At 47.4% G+C, this 15,533-nt stretch carries 6 protein-coding genes; 4 read left to right on the top strand and 2 right to left on the bottom strand.

Annotation, left to right across the window (positions count from 1 at the left end; all coding sequences use genetic code 11):
* Positions 1-1,312: sigma-54 dependent transcriptional regulator (locus ONB37_19875; GenBank protein MDZ7402422.1), on the bottom strand; the 1,312-nt coding region annotated here is incomplete at its 3' end.
* Between the two features lie 540 nt (positions 1,313-1,852).
* Here ONB37_19875 and ONB37_19870 point away from each other — a divergent pair.
* The 4 genes from ONB37_19870 to ONB37_19855 all read left to right on the top strand — a co-directional run bounded on the left by ONB37_19870 (position 1,853) and on the right by ONB37_19855 (position 14,093).
* Positions 1,853-2,983 (top strand): DUF2961 domain-containing protein, encoded by a 1,131-nt coding sequence (locus ONB37_19870; GenBank protein ID MDZ7402421.1) that lies wholly within the window; start codon positions 1,853-1,855, stop codon positions 2,981-2,983.
* 785 nt (positions 2,984-3,768) lie between these two features.
* Complete coding sequence (locus ONB37_19865; protein MDZ7402420.1) at positions 3,769-8,799, top strand: PKD domain-containing protein; 5,031 nt, start codon at positions 3,769-3,771, stop codon at positions 8,797-8,799.
* Positions 8,800-9,456: 657 nt separating this feature from the next.
* Positions 9,457-12,342, top strand: a complete 2,886-nt coding sequence (locus ONB37_19860; GenBank protein ID MDZ7402419.1) for a prolyl oligopeptidase family serine peptidase — start codon at positions 9,457-9,459, stop codon at positions 12,340-12,342.
* An 89-nt stretch (positions 12,343-12,431) separates the two neighbouring features.
* The gene (locus tag ONB37_19855; GenBank protein ID MDZ7402418.1) at positions 12,432-14,093 is read left to right on the top strand and encodes an amidohydrolase family protein; all 1,662 of its coding nucleotides are present in this window, start codon (positions 12,432-12,434) and stop codon (positions 14,091-14,093) included.
* Between the two features lie 99 nt (positions 14,094-14,192).
* Here ONB37_19855 and ONB37_19850 read toward each other — a convergent pair.
* Positions 14,193-15,533: BamA/TamA family outer membrane protein (locus tag ONB37_19850; protein MDZ7402417.1), on the bottom strand; the 1,341-nt coding region annotated here is incomplete at its 5' end.

Below are 15,533 nucleotides of genomic sequence, written 5' to 3'. Positions count from 1 at the left end.
CGATCCCTAATTCTTTCGCAATCGCAGTTTTGTTGCCACCGTGTTTTTGAAGTGCGCGTTTAAAATAGACGAGCTTGAATTCGTGGAGTAATATAGTTTTCGCATCTTCATAGGCCAGATCCAGCAGATGAACAGGGAATTGAAATGGTTGTTCACCAGTGAGAAATTTGATGTCACTTGCATCTATTGGACCAGATCCAATGTGAGTCGCCATCAGTCGTTCGATAAAATTTCTCAAATCGCGGATGTTCCCTGACCAGGAATGAGCCTGCAGCTTGCTCATGGCAGCGGGAGTCAATTCGGGCAGAGGTTTATTCATTTCTTTTGAATAGCGATGGAGGAAAATGTCTACCAGTTTCGGAATGTCCTCGGGCCGTTCCCTCAGCGGAGGTAGGGAAATGGGAATGACGTTGAGGCGATGGAACAGGTCTTCTCGGAACATGCGATCTTTGATCATCTGGAGCAGATTTTTGTTACTGGCAGCGATGATGCGGACATCGATAGCAATCGTGTCTGTGCCACCCAATCGCTGAAAGCAGCGCTCTTCGATGCAACGGAGGATTTTGGCCTGAGATTCCATAGGCAGATCACCGATTTCATCTAAAAAGATCGTGCCCTGGTTGGCGAGCTCGAGTTTGCCTTTTTTCTGAACATCGGCGCTAGTGAAGGCGCCCTTTTCATGACCGAAAAATTCGCTTTCAAATAGGGAGGCGGGCAGATTGCTGCAGTTGATTGGAACGAACGGCTTATGGTTCCGATGGCTACGGCGATGGATCTCCCGAGCCAAAATCTCTTTCCCTGTGCCGGATTCGCCCTGAATGAGAATGGTCGAGTCAATTTTCGCCACCTGATCGATCTGTTGCAGGATGGCTTTCATGACGGGACTTTCAGCCACGATCTGATCGAATTGAGCAGCGGTCGCTTCTTCATAAAGCAAGCGCAAGTTGACTTGCTCCAATTGTCGCTCAATGATCAATTTTAATTCTTCGATCCGAGGCGACTTTGACATGTAATGTAGAGCGCCCAGCTTCATGGCTTCCACGGCGGTATCCACATCGGCATAATCGGTGATCATGATCACAGGTAGATCAGGATGACTTTTTTTGATTCGCTTCAGCACCTCAATGCCGTTCATTCCTTTGCCTAGTTTTAAATCAAGCAGGACTACGTGGGGAGTGGCTTTATTCAGTGCTTCTAAGCCATCTCTACCAGAGTGGACAATGGTCAAATCAAAGGTCGCTTCGGCCAACATTTGAAAGGTGTGGCAGAATTTTTTGTCATCGTCGATGAGTAGGGCTTTGAGTTTGGTCATAGCATCAGCTTAAAATTGTAATTCAGTGGGAGTTTTTATATTGCTATTTCGCACAGCTCATGAACTTGTGAACAAATGCATCTATTTTCAATTATCGATTTGAAGGCTGAAGGCTATAAGAGTTTCGAATGGCTTTATGTTTTTTCAGGTGCTGCGCTAAAAATTTACAGACAAAATTTGCCTTTTGGGTGCAGTAATGATACTGATATTGATCACAAATCGAAAAAGCGTTATCTCATTTCATATTTTGCGAGAAGAAAATTTTATATCGGATATATTCACAAAGTCAAATATAAAACGAATAGATTTTAAAATCAATACAAAATTTTTTGCAATAATATGCTTATAAGGTCGTGCAATCTAGATACAAAATGGGCGATTAGAAAAATTGTAGCTAATGATTTAAAGTAAATTCCTGATTGCGGCTTAATTTTGATTTATCAAAATTAATTCTTGAAAGTTAACGGAAAAAATTATAATATGAGTTGTGGATGTAATTAACAAACAACAATTATAAGTCACCAAGTAGGAGGGATTCCGATGAAATTATTTGTCGTCGCTTTCTTGATCGTTTTCGCTTATTCTGCATTTTCCCAGTCTGCTTTCAACGGTCTTGACATGAACATGGGCAATCTCCCGTTGCTATCTAAAGCAAAAAGTCGCTCAATCAGTCCTGAGAATTTTACAGGAGAAAAGGGCAAAGGAGGGATGTCAGTGGATGGATTGGCAAAGGATGCTGCCCGAGATCTGGGTCAAGGCTGGAAAGTTTCGCCCTATATTCATATTGAGCCGAAGCAGACCTTTGTGCTGGCTGAGATCAAAGGTCCCGGTGCCATTCAACAGATCTGGATGACACCCACGGGCAATTGGCGCTTTTCGATCTTGCGGTTCTATTGGGATGGAGAAAAGGACCCATCAGTAGAGGTCCCAGTGGGCGACTTTTTCGCGTGCGGCTGGGGAAAATATGCTCAGGTCAGTTCGCTCCCAGTATGTGTCAATCCTGGCAGTGCGTTCAACTGCTATTGGGTCATGCCGTTTCGAAAGTCATGCAAGATCACCATGGAGAACCTCGATGACAACAAGGTGACGCTCTATTATCAAATCAACTACACGCTTACTGACGTGCCCGAAAACGCTGCTTATTTCCATGCCCAATTTCGCAGAGTCAATCCTTTACGTTACAAAGACGTTTATACGATCCTTGATGGTGTGAAAGGATGGGGCCACTATGTGGGTACTTATATGTGCTGGGGATCGAACAGCAGCGGCTGGTGGGGGGAAGGCGAGATCAAATTCTTCATCGATGGTGATAAGGAGTTCCCGACAATTTGCGGGACTGGGACAGAGGATTATTTCTGCGGCTCTTATTGTTTTGTGGTAGATAATCAGTACAAGGAATTTACGACCCCCTATTCTGGAATGCCGCAGGTTCTAAAACCAGATGGCCTCTGGAACTCGCAGCAGAGATTCGGGCTGTACCGCTGGCATATTATGGACCCCATTCGGTTCGAAAAGGATTTGAGAGTGACGATCCAAGCGCTGGGTTGGATGTCAGGGGGCCGCTATTTACCTTTACAGGACGATATTGCGTCTGTGGCATTCTGGTATCAAAGTGAGCCTCATGCCCCATTCCCCAAATTGCCAGATCGCGACATCCTAGAAATTAAATGACTCGATGCTGGTTTAATGAACAGGGCAAATCTAAATGCTCTTGATTAATTTTTGCCCGAATTCTTGAATCAGCTTGATGAAATGGACGTCCTCAGAGTTAGCTTGTGAGGGTCGATGGCCCATGACTCATGCAACGTTAGGAGATTATATCATCTCAATAAAGTTCGCGATTGATTTTAGGGATGATTCATGTTAATGATGGACATGGTGGTCAATTGAAAAGTTTAGATCGTTTATCTATGATCTCCTTTTCTTGGTTGGCATTGCAAGGGGCAATCCAGCGGGGGATAGATAATCAAAACCTCTGGGGTAACACTGGGGCGTTCATTTCTGAATTTTAGATTAGATGGTACCTCCTCATTTTTTCAAAGCATTAGCCTTCTTCAGAATGAGCAACTGAATGTCCCCCTTTTTCAATATGGATTAAAGAATAATGAATAAAAGCCTGACGGCTTAACTCCTTGAGTTTAAATCTAAGGGGGGATAAAAGCCTGACGGCAAGAGTTTAAATGTAACGGGGATAAGAGCCTGACGGCTTAACTCCAGCGGATGAACTGTCTTCCCTCTCGGTAGCTCAATTTTGTCTTTCAATTCTGTTCTCGCAGTTGATTTGTATTAGCGCTACGGTCTTGAAAAATTGGATGTCCAAAATCAACTGGCCTGAAATCGCTCAGCAGTTTTTTTACGTATTCCTGTGGCGTTGAGGGTATAAAGTAATAGCACTACGAGTGCTCAATTTTATTGAAACTCAATTGGTCAGTTTTATTTCAAGCAATGGGGGTATTATGCGACATCCAAAATGGCAGTTCAGAGGGCGGCACAATTGGGATTTAGCCTGGTTTTTGATAGGGCTTGGTCTGGTGCTATCCCAATTTGTCGCAGCAAGTAATGCACAAGAGAGTGCAAAAGGATTACCGTATGCTTCTTCAGTTATTGGAGAGGCATCGAATGATCTGGCTGGATGGGATGTGGCGTTTGTGGGGGATGTGAATCAGGATGGATATGAGGATGTGTTAATTGGGGCTCCGCAAAATAGCAAAGGAGGATTACGGGCAGGAGCGGCCTATTTGATCTTTGGCTCTGCCGAAATGCCAATGCCGTTAACTTCGATAACCAAAGCCAATGTCACGTTTCTCGGATCGAAGGCTCGAGATGAGGCCGGAATGAAGGTTTCAGGCGTTGGAGACGTGAATGGCGATGGTATCAGTGATTTTATCATCGCAGCGCCCATGGAAAATGGTGGGACGGGCAAAATTTATCTGTTTTTTGGAAAGAAGGAAGGTTGGACCTCGCTGATTCAATTAGATCACGCTGACGTCGTTTTTTCGGGGGAAAAACTGGATGACAATGCGGGTCTCTCAGTAGCTGGTACTGGCGATGTCAATGGAGATGGCATTGGCGATATTCTTATTGGAGCTCCCCGCAGCGACAGCAACGGAAGCGATGCCGGGAGGGCTTATCTTGTGTTCGGCAAAAAGTCATCCTGGGCGAGAACTATCGGATTGGCTCAAGCTGATATAATCTTCGATTCAGAAGCTCCATTGGATCTATTTGGTTGGTCGGTATCAGGAATTGGTGACGTGAATGGGGACGGGCTGGCTGATTTTGCCATCGGTGCGCCGAATCATGACGAAAGGGATAAAAAAGACGCAGGCAAGGTCTATGTATTTTTTGGCCGACCCGACTTGGGAGGAAGAATTCCAAGTTCAATGGCAAACGCCACTTTTACTGGTTTCTCCCCAAACGATATGCTGGGGAAAAATGTGTCGAATGGTGGCGACATTAATGGTGATGGATTAGGCGATTTTGCTGTTACCGCCCCATTGCGTGATTCTTCGGGCAAGATCTATCTGGTTTTGGGGCGATCGTCTAGTTGGGCTGAAAATATGGTCTTGGAGGGCACGGCCGCCTCCTTTCTTGGTGAAAAAGTCAACGATAACGCAGGTGTTTCAATCGTGCTCGCTGAACTGAATGGGGATGAGTTCGCTGATATTTTGGTCGGGGCATCGCTGAACTCGCAGAATGGCGACCAAGCTGGAAAAGTTTATTTTATCCCAGGAAAGAGCAGCGGTTGGGATCAAAATGTCTCCCTCGCTACGGCGGAAGTCTTAATGATAGGGGAGAAGCCGAAAGATAATGCTGGGCACGCGCTTGCGGTTGGCGATTTTGATCGTGATGGGGCAAAGGATGTGATGGCGTCTGCCCCCGGCAGCGATGCAAGTGCCACTGATGCGGGCATTATATATTTCTTCCGCTGCCCCTTCAAACCGATTCCTACCACGATTACCATCATTTCACCGAATGGCGGCGAAAATTGGCTCGTGGGAAGCACACAAATGATCAGATGGTCTTCAACAGGGAATATCCCTTTGGTGAATTTGTCCTATTCTGCGGATAACGGGGCCAATTGGAAACTCATTGCCTCGAGTACACCGAATACCGGCAATTACGCGTGGGTAATTCCCAATGATCCGTCGCCTCTCTGCCGTGTGAAAGTGGAAGATGCTAAGGATGGTCATCCAGCAGATCAGAGTGATCAACCGTTTGCGATCATTGCACCAGTGATAGAGAGTATTCATGTCAATTCGCCCAATGGGGGTGAGCAATGGCTGGTTGGAACGCAACAGCAAATTCGCTGGGAATGGACAGGAAGTATCCCTGAGGTGAAAATTGAATATTCGATCAACGGCGGCTTGAGCTGGCTGACTATCGAACCAGCCGCGGTCAATGACGGGGCCTATGATTGGATCGTACCCAATACGCCATCCGCTACCTGCTTGGTAAAAATTTCAGATAAAGCCGATGGGCAACCCTGTGACATTAGCGATGCCTTTTTTGCCATCGTCGCGCCAATAGAAATGATCACGGTTATTTCACCGAACGGCGGTGAATGCTTGCGAAGCGGTTCAGACTATGAGATAAAATGGAACTCCGCCGGGCCGATCGCTCAAGTGAAAATTGAGTATTCCATTGATGGCGGCAGCCATTGGATTTCGATTACCGATGCCACCGCCAATGATGGCAGCTTTTTCTGGAACGTGCCAAATGTCTTCTCTAAAAACGCATTCATTAAGATATCAGATGTGGATGGTCTTCCTCAGGATGTGAGCGATCATCCTTTCACTATCTGGAATAAACCCCTTGTGACGGTCATTTCCCCCAACGGTGGGGAATGTATTAAAGCGGGGCAAATATGGGAGATCAAATGGGAGGCGTGCTGCTGTTTGGATTCCGTGAAGATTCAATATTCCATCGACGGCGGACAAGATTGGACGATGATCGTATTTGGCACGGAAAATGACGGCAGTTTTATTTGGACGGTGCCTCAGGTTCATTCGACTAATTGCTTGATTAAGGTGGCGGATCTGGATTGCGACCCAGAAGACATCAGTGATCATCCTTTTACCATTTGGGGAAAGCCGCCGATCACAGTTATTTCTCCGAACGGTGGAGAATGTCTCTGCCCGGGACAGAAATTCGAAATCAAATGGTCCGCCAGTTGTGAGTTCGATTCGCTGAAGATCCAATTCTCGGCAGATGGGGGTGAGGATTGGAATATGATCGTCTATGGTACTCCAAACGATGGGAGCTACCTCTGGACCGTTCCAGAGATCCATTCAACCAATTGCCTCATCAAGGTGGCGGATCTGGATTGCAATCCCGAGGACATCAGTGATAGGCCATTTACGATTTGGAACAAGCCGGCCGTTACAGTTGTGACGCCAAATGGCGGCGAATGCCTCCAGGCTGGTCAAAAATATGAGATCAGATGGGAGGCTTCTTGCAAGATAGACTCGGTTAAGATTCAATTTTCGAGGGACGGTGGCAAAGATTGGTCGATGATCGCGTTCGGAACGCCGAACGATGGGAGCTATCTCTGGACCGTGCCAGATGTTCATTCTACCAATTGCTTCATCAAAGTTGCCGATCTCGATTGCGATCCGTTCGATATCAGCGATCATCCGTTCACCATCTGGAACAAAGCACCGATCACGGTGATAGCGCCAAATGGCGGTGAATGCCTCAGGGCAGGGGATCAATTCGAAATCAAATGGGAGGCCGCCTGTTACTTGGACTCGCTTAAAATTCAGTATTCAACAGATAACGGCACCACCTGGGTCAATATTGTCTCAAGCACAAATAACGATGGTTCATATCTCTGGACTGTGCCGACTGTCAATTCGAAGCAATGTCGCATTAAAGTGGCTGATCGGGATTGTGACCCATTCGATGTCAGCGATCAGGCCTTCACTATCTGTGCGCCGCCGTTCGTGAAAGTGCTCCAACCGAATGGCGGAGAACGGCTCCAGATCGGAAGCAGCTATGCAATTCGTTGGCACGCGTGCTGCTTCATCGATTCGGTCAAGTTGCAACTTTCGATCGACAATGGCAGAACGTGGCAAAACATCGTTGCCCGCACTGAAAACGATAGCTCTTACCAGTGGACTGTTCCGAACACTCCTTCGGATAGCTGTCGCATCAAGGTGGCAGATCTCGATTGTGACCCGTTCGATATCAGTGATGCGGTATTTTCAATTACTCGAGCGCCAGTTTGGCAAGTGGTCCAGCCCAATGGTGGAGAACAACTTCAAGCGGGAAGCGATTATGAAATCAAGTGGCTCTCTAGCGGCTATCTTGTCGATACAGTAAAAATTCAATACTCGATCGACGCTGGGAAAAATTGGCTGACCATTATCCATCGAACTGAGAACGATGGCAGCTATCTCTGGAAAGTTCCTAATGCGCTCAGTGATTCCTGCCTTGTGAAAGTTGCGGATGTCGATTGTGATCCGTTCGATGTTAGCGACGCATTTTTCAAGATAAGATCTGGTGCGGTCGCTCATTTCGATGCATCTATTATGAGTGGTGCTGCGCCTTTAGAGGTGAAGTTCATTAATCTTTCGAGTGAGACAGCTACAGCTTGGCGTTGGAATTTTGGCGACGGCACATCCAGCAATGAGGCCTCTCCAACCCATGTTTATTCAATTCCAGGGAATTATACCGTTCAATTGATCGCCCATTTTGCGTCAAAAATCGATACGGCGATGAAAATCGATTTCATCCGAGTGCATGAACCAACCAGTTTTGCCCAGCTTCAAATTGCGGAAGCGCCAGCGACCCTACCGCAAAACGATTGCAGCAAGGCCACGGATGGCGATCTCTCAGGTTGGGATGGCACAGCGGTGCTCACCGGTAATCAACCAGCGATCACTTTTGCAGTCAACACTACCACCAGTAGAGCAATCAAAGCTATCGGGCTGATTTCTGATACTGGTATCGGCTACGAAACGCGCTGGATTCGTCGTTTCTTGATTGCGATTTCTTCGACAGGGACGAACGCGTCAGATTTTCGAACGGTGCTTGATACCACTCTTGCGACTGGGGCATACGAGCGGTTTGAGCTAACGCCAATTTCAGCCAAATATGTTAAACTGCAGGTGCTCGAGCCACAGAGTGGACCGATACATCTCGGTGAATTCGAGGTCTTTTTGACCGATGCATCAACCACTGGCGAGCCCCAAACCGCGACCAATCCTAAGGATTTTGTTTTGGCCCAAAACTATCCTAATCCATTTAATCCAACCACTGCCATTCGCTTCCAATTGCCACAGTCAAGTGTGGTCAAGCTGGAGATCGTCAATCTCTTAGGTGAAACGATCAGGACGTTGATTCATGAACGGCGAGAAGCTGGTAGCTATGAAGTGATTTGGGATGGGAAGGACCAGAATGGCATGACTTTGCCTTCGGGAATTTACTTATATGTTCTGACTACGCCAGAGTATCGAGCAATGAGAAAGATGGTTTTAGCGAAGTAAATTTCAGCGCGCCAGGTGGAGGTCCCGCCTGGCGCGCGTGCTTTTATGATGGATTTCTCTATGTGATCTGCTACCTGAATGGAAACTATTAACTTTGAATTACAATTGCTATTCCGAACAAAGTGAGGAATCTGGTTAAATTTAAATTGCTAGAGTCATGAGTTATGGATTTATCCCTGAAATCGAAATGATAAAAGGTGAGTTTTCGTTCATGCATTAGCTACCTTTGTCCTCCAGGTGAGATTGCTCAATTCGATCGCCATTCCTCAACATGCTTTCAACTCTCTCAGCAAATCCTCTCCTGATATTGCTCTCATCAATCACGCCTCGAATTTTTTGGTGGCCAATTCGATCTTCGAAAAATCTTGATTTTTGCATTCATGTTTCCTAAGTCCTCCAAATGCAACGATCCTCCAAGTTTCGAAATGAAAGGAGCTTCGATCTGTTGGTGCATTATTTTGATTTTTCCTCCAGATTGAACCTTAAAACTTACCCAAAAATTCGGTTGACAAAAGTGATTTTTATGTGTAATTTCAGCAAACAAATCAAACAGTTCATTTAGATCAGATCGGATTTATTAGGATGATTCAAAAAATGAACTATTCATCCAAAGCCCTGTTCAGATTTTTTCAATGAATAACTTTGAAGGATTATATCATGGCTCGGTTCATTCAAATTCTCATTCGCATGGTATTGGTGCAAACAATACTATTAACTTTTTCTCCAATGGCCAATGTTCAGGCTGGAGACAGTAAACGTCCTTTGACTCATGCTGATTATGATTCCTGGCGCTCGATCTATGATCCTCAGATTTCTCCAGATGGAAAATGGATTTATTATGTGGACACCCCGCAGCACGGCGACGCTACGCTGGTGGCGAAAAATCCAGATCAAAATATCGAATACCGATACGTGATCGGTTTCTCTGGGGAGGGTACGGATGCTGAGCAAGCGGCCAAGCCTCAAATCACCTTTAATTCATCTCATCTGGCGTTTTTGATATCGCCTACAAAGGCTCAGGTGGACTCGATTCGAAAGATGAAAAAAGAAAATAAGAAGAACGATCGGATTAAACCTGTGCTGAAGCTGGGGATCATGACATTGTCCGATGGGCAAGTTACGGTAATCGATAGCGTGAAAAGTTTCAAAATGCCAGAGCAGGCATCGGGTTGGTTAGCGTATCTTAAGGAAACTGGGAAGTCGAAATCTCAAAAGGAAGGGACAGACGAAGCCAAAGGGAAAAGCGAGGAGCAAGCTGATAAGACGACCAAGCAAGAGGAAAAAAAGAAGGATTATGGAACGCCTTTGATCCTGCAATCGCTGATCGACAGCACCAGAATGAAATTCGACTCAATTTTAGATTATCGGTTCACAAAAAACGGGGCTTATTTGTTGTACATCGTTTCCAGCAAAGAGAAGCCAGAGACTGATGGCGTTTACGCATTTGTTCTGGGCGATTCTATCAGCACTCCCCTTTTGACTGGGCAAGGGAACTACAAAAGTTGGCAGCTCAATAAACGAGAGACGCGAATGGCATTTTTTACGGATCGAGATGATTATCAAGCCAAGCGACCCATGTATGAACTATATGGGTGGAAAGTTGGCGATAGACAGGCGACATTATGGGTCTCGCATCGGACGACCAAAGGTATGCCTTCGGGCATGACCGTGAGCGATAAATCCACGATCGTTTTCACCGAGGATGGCTCCATGGTGATGTTCGGTATCAAGGAGGTCCCTGACACGAGTCGCAAATCCGATGACGAAGAGCGGGCGCAGTTCGATTTGTGGCATTGGAACGATCCTTATCCACAACCCCAGCAGAAAAAGCTGGCCGAGCGGGTGCGCGATAATGCCTGGGAGGCGATCTATTTCATCGATAGCAATAAATTTGTAAAGCTAGCAGATGAACAAGTCCCGGATGTTCAACTCGCCTCTAATGGGATGATTGCTTATGCTAATAATCCATGGCCCTATACCAAGCGGGTCTCGTGGGAAGGTGCTTATCATGACGTTTATGAAATTGATCCGAAGACTGGCGAACGCACGCTTGTGAAATCGGAGCTGTACGGCAGCGCCAGCCTCTCACCCCAGGGCAAATACCTCTATTGGTTTGAAAACAATCATTGGTTCGTTTACGATATCAGGACCAATAAGACGGTCAACATCACGGAGCCGCTTAAGGTGCGCTTTGAGCGAGAGGATTGGGACACACCCGAACCAGCACGACCGTATGGGGTGGCTGGCTGGACAGATCAGGACAAGTCGCTTCTGATTTATGACCGTTATGATATTTGGGAGATCTATCCAGATGGATCAAACGCGCGGAGCGTGACAGAAAATTATGGCAGAAACCATCAACTTTCGTTTCGTTATATCAAACTTGATCCGGAGGAAATTTCCATCGATCCAAACAAGCCCATGTTGCTATCTGCCACCAATCAGGAAACCATGGCTTCAGGTTTTTATTTGGATCGGGTAACTGGAAATTCCCCGCCGGTCGAATTGCTGATGATTGATAAAAGTTTTGACAGAGGGCCAATCAAATCAAAATCTGCCGATCGGTTACTATTTACCCGCTCTAGCTTTGATGAATTCCCTGACCTCTGGATCAGCGATCTGAATTTCAAAAATATGCGAAAGGTGACGGATCTCGGAAGCCAAATGAATCCGTTTCGTTGGGGCAAGGCCGAGCTGCGTAATTTTCTCAGCACTGATGGCAAGCCATTAAAAGGCATTTTGATCAAGCCAGATGATTTCAATGCGAATCAAAAATATCCATTACTCGTGCATATCTATGAGACCCAGCATGAAAGTTTGCACCGCTTTATTCCGCCTGGGCCAGGCACATCCATCAATCTGTCATATTATGTGAGCAATGGATATATCATCTGGCAGCCGGATATTGAATATGGCACAGGTTATCCGGGACAGGATGCTTTGAAATGCGTTTTGCCGGGGATCCATTTGCTGATTCGAGAAGGTTATGTGGATCCAGCAAGGATTGGCATTCAGGGGCATTCTTGGGGCGGCTATCAGATCGCCTATATGGTGACGCAGAGCCACATTTTTGCAGCAGCGGTAGCTGGCGCGCCAGTATGCAACATGATCAGTGCTTACAATGGCATTCGTTGGGAGAGCGGGATGGTGCGTCAGTTCCAATATGAGCGCACCCAGAGCCGATTGGGCGCCAGTTTATGGGAAGCCCCGATGCGCTATATCGAAAATTCGCCGATTTTTTGGGCCGACAAGGTTCAGACGCCATTGCTCATGATCCATAACGACGATGACGGCGCCGTGCCCTGGTATCAGGGGATCGAATATATCATGGCCCTGAGAAGATTGGGCAAAGAAGCTTACATGTTCAATTATAATGGGGAGGGACATGGGTTGAAAAAGCGGGTCAATCAAAGAGACTGGACGATTCGGATGCAGGAATTCTTCGATCATTTTCTCAAAGACGCCCCAGCTCCCGATTGGATGAAAAATGGCATCAAGGCATGGGAGAAAGAGCTGGAGCCGGAAGGTTCCAAATCGAACTAGCTCGGTGATCCGTTCACCCATGCAAATCAATTTTTATTCTGAAAGGGATATGATACGCAGTTAACGGCTCAACAATCAAGGAGAGGAAAATGGAGATGCTCAAGGTATTCTTGCTGACTTTTCTTTTGTTCGTTGTGGCTTGTTCAGGTCGCCATGACCAGAGCGGGGCAGATCTCATCTTGATCAATGGTAAAATTTATACTGTAGAGGCTGATCAACCATGGGCACAGGCCTGTGCTATTAAAGATGGCAAATTTGTCGCTGTTGGAAAGACCGAGTTGGTTCAAAAGTTTAAGGGAAAGCAGACCAAAGTCATCGATCTGAGCGGTCGGCTGGCGCTGCCCGGATTTAATGATGCCCATGTCCATTTTGCTGATGGCGGGTTCTATCTGCTGGGGATTGATCTGCGGGATGCGAAAGATGAGCGGGAATTTGTGGAACGCATCAAGAATTATGCTGCCAAATTGAAACCGGGCGAATGGATTCTCAATGGCAACTGGGATCATGAGGCTTGGCCATCGAAGAAGCATCCCACCCGAGCGCTGATCGATTCTGTCACGAGGGATAATCCCGTGCTGGTGCAGCGCTTAGACGGCCATATCGCGCTGGCCAATAGCCTGGCGCTGAAGCTTGCTGGCATCACCAAAAATACTTCCAATCCCCAGGGCGGGGAGATCGTCAAGGATCCGCACACGGGAGAGCCGACCGGCATCTTGAAGGACAATGCCCAGAGCCTGGTCAGCGCCGTAATCCCAGCACCCACAAAGGACCAATTAAAGCGGGCCATCAAGGCGGCGATCCAGCACGCCAATAGTTTGGGCGTCACCAGTGTTCAAGACAATAGCTCGGACGCTGATCTGGCAGTTTATCAGGAATTGTTGAAAGAGGGGGAATTGACATTGCGCATCAATGCGTGGCGCTATGGATATCTCTATAAGAATTTCGAGGCCATTGGCATTTTGCCCGCATTCGGCAATGACATGCTACGCATTGGCACGGTAAAGGTATTCGTCGATGGTTCGATGGGCGCGGGTACTGCGCTGTTTTATGAGCCCTATTCGGATGATCCTTCAACCTGTGGAATCCCGATTTATGGTGAACAAGAGCTGTACGATTTCATCACTTCAATCGACAAATCGGGCTTGCAAATTGCCGCCCATGCCATCGGTGATAAGGCGAATACCTGGATCCTGAATGCGTTCGAACGCGCGTTCCAGGCAAATGGCAGGCGGGATGCGCGACATCGGATCGAGCATGCGCAAGTGGTTCTGCCAAAGGATATCGAGCGGTATCGCGAGCTGGGGATCATCGCATCGATTCAGCCTTCGCATTGTATCGACGATATGCGCTGGGCAGAAAAACGGATTGGCGATCGGGCGAAACACTCGTATTTGTTCAATTCATTTGTCAAAGCAGGGGTGAAAATCGCCTTTGGCACGGATTGGACAGTGGAACCGCTGAATCCAATGCTGGGCCTGTACGCTGCAGTTACGCGAGAATTTCCAGAGGGAGGACCAGAAGGGGGGTGGTTTCCCGATGAAAAGATCACGTTAGAGCAAGCGATCGAATATTATACACTAGGCTCGGCTTATGCCGAATTTCAAGATCATGTCAAAGGATCGATCAAGGTGAGAAAATTGGCGGACCTGGTGGTGCTGGATCGCAACTTGTTTGAGATTCAGCCGAAAGAAATTCTCGACGCTAAAGTGGATCTAACGATCCTTGGGGGGGAAATCGTTTTTCAGCGCTGATGCCAATCGAGGAAAAGGCAGAATTGTTATCGGTAAATTTCTTGGCGTGTTGAATCAGTTTGCGGCCTTGTGAGAGATACTATTGGGGTGAAAAGCGGGCTAAAATTTGTTGGTCAATCCGACATGGACCAGGCCGCTGGAAAGGCTGCGGCCGGTGGCGAGACCATAATCGATACCAATGATCCCCAATCGGGTCTCAATGCGCAGGCCAAAACCGTATCCGTATTTGGAGCCTTCGTTGAGGTTCTGGCTTCGATCTTTATGATAAAAGTAGCCAGCATCGATGAAGGCGAAGGCGCGAGACCGCGGCGTCAGGAGGTAACGATATTCCAGGTTGAGCCAGGCGATCTTTTCGCCCCAAAATTGCTCCTCGCGATAGCCGCGCAGCGATCGAGTGCCGCCAAGCCGGAACAGGTCTGAAATTGAAACGTAACTTTCATTGGATTTCACCTGTCGGCCGTGCAATCCCAACATGAAGGTTTGCCAGCGAAAGGTGGGTACAAACAATTCGAAGTCTACCAACCAACGCTCGCGCCGGAACTTGCCTTGATTGACCAGGCGATCGACTGCGGAGGGAGCTGCGCTCACGGTTTTGCGCGCATACTCGAACTGGGTTTGATAGAGCACGCCACGGGAAGGATTTAAAGGATCATTACGCGTATCATAACTCAGCCCCCATCGGCTGAACCAGGAATTGCTCTGAGGCAACTGATAAAGGATTTGTCCCATCGAGTCTGGCAAGACCACCTCGCTGCCCAAATACGAACTGAAGCTTAGCACATCCGAGTATGGAAATTCGATCTCCAGCAAAATTTGCCGGCGAATGAATGTAGTGTCCTGAATGAGCTGCTGAAACCCTGCGCCCAAGTTGAGTGGATAACCAGCCACCCAGGGCTCGAGATAATGAAAGCGCAATTCCTGGCTGCGTCGATCCTTTTTCTGCCAATAGGCCTCCACGCTTCGGCCGGTCCCAAGCAGGTTGCGAAACGCAACATCGATCAAGCCAGTGAAATAACCCTTTTCTCGATTCGTCACGGCTGGATTATATCCGAGCACAGCGTTCAATTGATTGGGATTGCCCTCGCTGACTCTAACCATCAAAAGACCATGTCCCTGCTGGTCCAGATAGATTTCTGGCTCGTCGACCTGTTGGAATAGTCCGCTTCGCACAAGGCGCAGCCTGCTCCGATCGATTCGGTTCTGCTGATAACTCTCGCCTCGCTTGAGCCGCATTTCGCGAATCACGACTGCCCGGCGTGTGGTCGTGTTGCCTTGCACTCCAATCGAGTCAATGGTCACCTTCGGCCCCGGCTTGACGGTGAAGTAACAATCAAGCAGCACCGTTTTGCCCTCACTATCTTGGCGAATTATCAGGCTATCCACGGCGATTTGTCCGAATGGATAACCATTATTCCCCAGATAGGTGAGGACCTGATCGAT

The organism is candidate division KSB1 bacterium, assembly GCA_034506395.1.
Classification (GTDB): domain Bacteria; phylum Zhuqueibacterota; class Zhuqueibacteria; order Thermofontimicrobiales; family Thermofontimicrobiaceae; genus Thermofontimicrobium.
The sequence above is the reverse complement of the archived record's forward strand: the minus strand, read 5'-3'. Positions and strand labels throughout refer to the sequence as shown.